The following is a 4,321-nucleotide window of genomic DNA, read 5'->3' on the forward strand; positions in this document are numbered from 1 at the left end:
ACAAGACTTGGGACTGCACACTGGATATTTACGGAAAAGTGCTTGCCGTTGACAAGGGAACGGAGTTTGACTGTCCGTTCAGGTTTCAGGGACAATATGCGGATGAAGAAACAGGACTATACTATAACAGATTTAGGTACTATTCAAATGATATAGGACAATACATCAATCAAGATCCAATCAGACTTGTTGGTTGCTGTAGGTTGTATGCTTATGTAGGTGATTCCAATAGTTGGATAGACTTATTTGGTTTATATCCTATATGGAATTCTAATAGTAATAGATGGCATGATAGTGAAACTGGGCAATTCATAAAAAGACCTACCGATTTGATGAAAACTTCACCAAACACAGCTCATTTTTGGTCTGGAAGAACAAATGGTGTAGGAGGAGCAGATGTAGCAGCAAATATTGCAAAGAGAAATAATGGGACAACTTTAGAAATGTTAATAGAAAAAGAAAATATTGTTATGCCTGAATGGGACCCAAGCAATCCTGCAAGTATTAGAGAATGGGAAGCCATGTCAGAAGCATATGCAAATGGTGCATCAGGAAAAGTAAGAGCCGTTATCGGCAATGATTTGAGAACAGGAAATATTTGGGAGAATGTAGAACGTAAAAGACTAATGACAAGTAAAAAAGTTACCTCAATCGAAATTATAGATCCAAATTCTGGTGAAAGTAAAGGTTTTATAAAAGACGGAAATCATTAATAATAGATACTATATCGAATAAGGTTTTAGTATACTGATAACCAATACAATAACTTTTTATTCCACATAAATTATAGTATAAAAATATGAAATTGATAAATATTTCACGTAGTAAAATTGAATTATTATTAGATAATAATAAAAGCATGATTATCCAAGGAGAAGCAATGATGATAAGACCTATCACAGAGCTATCCGAATATGTTATATACAAAAATAGTATTAAATGGAAAAATTTAAAAAGTAAAGATAATATAGATAATAAATTAATAAATGATATTTTATGTTTTATACAAAAAGAATTAGAAAAAAGAAATATGAAAATGATTGTTGAATAACAATAGAAGAAATCATCGATTCTTCATATGCAAGATGTATAAGTTCATTTAGGCAGATTATATAATTGAAGACAGAGTATACTGCTATAAATAGGATATCCCACTAACAAACGAGCTATACTATTTTTAGTTTGCAGTACAACATATCCGTTAAACAAATAGCAAACAGATATGTTACATTTATAACTATTTTATTCGTATAGCTCAAAATATGGAAGCAATTTACTAACTTCTGAGGAATTTTTTATATTTAAATTTGAAAATCTATCTTTGTATAAAAAGATTTTGATAGATTATAAACGATGCATTATGATGAGCTTGAAAAATCTAAAAGGTTTTGTCTTCTATGTAGATATACTGGGATTTACAGCTTTAACCCAAGATAAAATCCAGCTTACAGAAGACGATTTTAACATTTGGCAGGTCTCTAAACATTTTCAGACTTCAGGGAATCAGGAATTTGCGGCTAATATATTGATACTATTTCGTGAAATCCTGACAAACTGCCAGAATAAGTACCCTAAAGTGAATTTCACCCAGTTGTCCGATTGTGCTTTCGTCTGGTCTGAAAACATGAAAGATGTCATACTATCATGTCATACTATCATGTGGGATTGTTTACAGAATGGAATTTTATGTCGGGGTGGAATTGCCTATGGAGATATTATTGAGGACAATAACAACAATTTAGGACAAATGCTGCTGGGCAATGCCGTGAGCAAGGCTGTAAAGTTGGAACAGACAGGAGCCAAAGGTTGTCGTGTCTTAATGGATCAGGAAGTTCCAGCATCCTTACATGATTATGATTCATCTTTTTGTGCAGAAATTTACAAGTTATTCCAGCCATTTGAAAATCCTTTAGACTACAAAATTTATGACGAATTCAAATGGTATTACTCCCATAGTCTGAAAGATTTAAACACGACTAAAGGTATAATTCAGGCAACAGTCGAAAGATTATGCCTCGCTGCAAAATTACAATATCATCCCAGATTTAACTGGAATGTCCGGTCTCAAGAGGGTAATATACATGTAAAATCATCCATGCGATTTACTTCAGCCAATGAACAGAATGTTTTTAATATAGAGCATACCTTTGATTGGAAAGAAATGGTAGATTTAAAAACACGAACTGAAACAAATTATACTCGAATCTCTAAAAAAATACAGGATGAAGCTTCATCCTGTACCATTACAAAAAGAGGATTTATCAAGTTTCCTCCAGCACCTTAAAAATAACTAAAAAACTTTACATTATGGATATTTTTTCTAAAGACATTATTATACCTATAACAGCTGCCATTCTGGGTATTGCCGTTCCTTTATTAATTAGCGTCATCCAAAGAATAGACGATAAGTATAAATCTACTCGCCTAATACAGATTTTCATGAATGAAAAAAGCACAAAGTGCTTTATTGGACTGTTGATTATTACCATACTTTTACTGTTCTATCAGCTGGTAGCTCCGCCTAACGATTATAATTTCGGGCTTTTTACAAAATACATAGACTATTCTGCCATTATTTTAGCTACAATATTCTGTGTACTATTGACAATCAGCATATTTATGATTTTCACGCTTATCTATATCTATAACGTGCCTGAAAGGTTACAAAAGCATCTTATAAAAAGAAACAATATCCCACAAGAGACCAGAAAAGCATGGTTCGAGTTTTTTATTGCCATGCTTAAACAAAATAACGTAGATGTATTACGCAATTGTTATCAGGAATTGTATGACTGGATTGTATCTTTACGTGCAGGTAAACAATGGACTGTAATGGAGTATCCGCCAGAGTTATACGAAGGTATTGTCTCCGTAAATGAGCAACTATGTATGCAACAAAAGGAAGCGGTTTCCATAAAAAACGGTAATGACATTGTTAATGCAATGCTGGATGATTTTCAGTTTACAATAATGCATCAGAATACCTACCGCACAATCTGGACTTGCTTGAACCAGCAATTATTCTACAAACGTAGTGAATGGATTCTCAAATATTGGAATGCTGCCCATTCACACCTGTTTCTCCATCTTCCATCTATCCAACTTGAAGAACGTATAAACGTTTCCTATACCACGTCTGGACAAGTTGTTGCTGACAGTAAAATGGTAGAATTAAGACAAAAAGAACGGAATGAATTTAAGGAATTTCATATCGCATTAGGAGGACTTTTATTATTTAGGAAAGAACACGAACTTCTGAATCAGCTTCTGTATTTCACAAATAGCCAGCCCCCTCACTATGTACTGATTCCAGGTTCACTAGCTGAAATCATTCCACTTTATATGGATTTACTTTCATCAAGTCCCGATTCAATGTACAAGTATGAGCAGAAATATCCTTTCTTTGGCCTTCAGGCTGGCGTACGCAACAACAGCATAATTAACGGTTGGATACAGAAATATCTGTATATCCTAATGTTACGTTTGTCAACCCTTAACCGTTCTTATACTTACGAAGATTTTTATGCACTGCCAGCTCTTCCAGAATCTTTGTCAAAGAAGCATGAATGGCTGGATAATGTTCCAATTATTCTAAAACAGATTGAACAGAACTCCATTTCACTGGAAGAAGTCAAAACAATACTACCATTGGATCAGTCACAGATTTATAGGATTAAAAATAAATTGAAGACAGTACTGGAAATACTTGCGCATTCACTCACTTCCGCAATCCAACATCAAAAAATTACTCAACAGTTGTCTGAAGACGAAATTCATGATTTTTATCAGATAGCATCAAATAGTATTGACCAGGAAATGGAGTGGATTACAAAAGTATCTGACATAACCACTGATGAGGACATCAGCTACAACAAGTTTGATTGTATTGGAAGAATACGGGAGTTAATGCCAGCAGAAGCATTCTGTATAGACAAGACAATAGGATATGTCAACTTCAAGGAATCTTTCAGTGCCGCGACCTTACACTCTTTCAGAAACTGTTGGCTCCGAAGTTTCCAATATCTATCTAAAAGAGAATACAGGGTTTTCCCAGAAAATCTTGACAAGGCCTTTCAGGCTTTAAAGTTGACCGAGGAACAGGTAATCATCGGATTTCATTTTAACTGGTACAATGCCTACCCTCAGAATTTACAGCAGGAAAACGAGTTTCAGTTCAAATCCCCAGACAATAGATTATTAGACATTATATAGATTAATTTGTTATATGACTCATTTTGTGGCTGATTCTGAAGTTGTGTAATCCACAAGCAATAAGAATCACCATATCTTCGAAACCGAATTTATGGCATCTGAATCGTTC

Annotated in this window: 4 protein-coding genes; all 4 read left to right on the top strand. The window is 34.0% G+C overall.

The window, feature by feature from the left end:
- Window positions 1-713, top strand: a 713-nt coding sequence (locus tag H3001_RS19740) for an RHS repeat-associated core domain-containing protein (RefSeq protein WP_219915897.1), incomplete at its 5' end; no start/stop codon positions are given.
- Window positions 714-799: 86 nt separating this feature from the next.
- A complete protein-coding gene (locus H3001_RS18700) occupies window positions 800-1,051 on the top strand; it encodes a hypothetical protein (RefSeq protein WP_181215751.1) in 252 nt (83 codons plus the stop codon).
- Between the two features lie 309 nt (window positions 1,052-1,360).
- Window positions 1,361-2,284 (top strand): hypothetical protein, encoded by a 924-nt coding sequence (locus tag H3001_RS18705; protein ID WP_246368707.1) that lies wholly within the window; start codon window positions 1,361-1,363, stop codon window positions 2,282-2,284.
- A gap of 23 nt (window positions 2,285-2,307) precedes the next feature.
- Window positions 2,308-4,212 (top strand): hypothetical protein, encoded by a 1,905-nt coding sequence (locus H3001_RS18710; RefSeq protein WP_246368709.1) that lies wholly within the window; start codon window positions 2,308-2,310, stop codon window positions 4,210-4,212.
- Window positions 4,213-4,321: the final 109 nt, after the last annotated feature.

It is taken from the genome of Phocaeicola faecicola, assembly GCF_013618865.1.
GTDB lineage: Bacteria > Bacteroidota > Bacteroidia > Bacteroidales > Bacteroidaceae > Phocaeicola > Phocaeicola faecicola.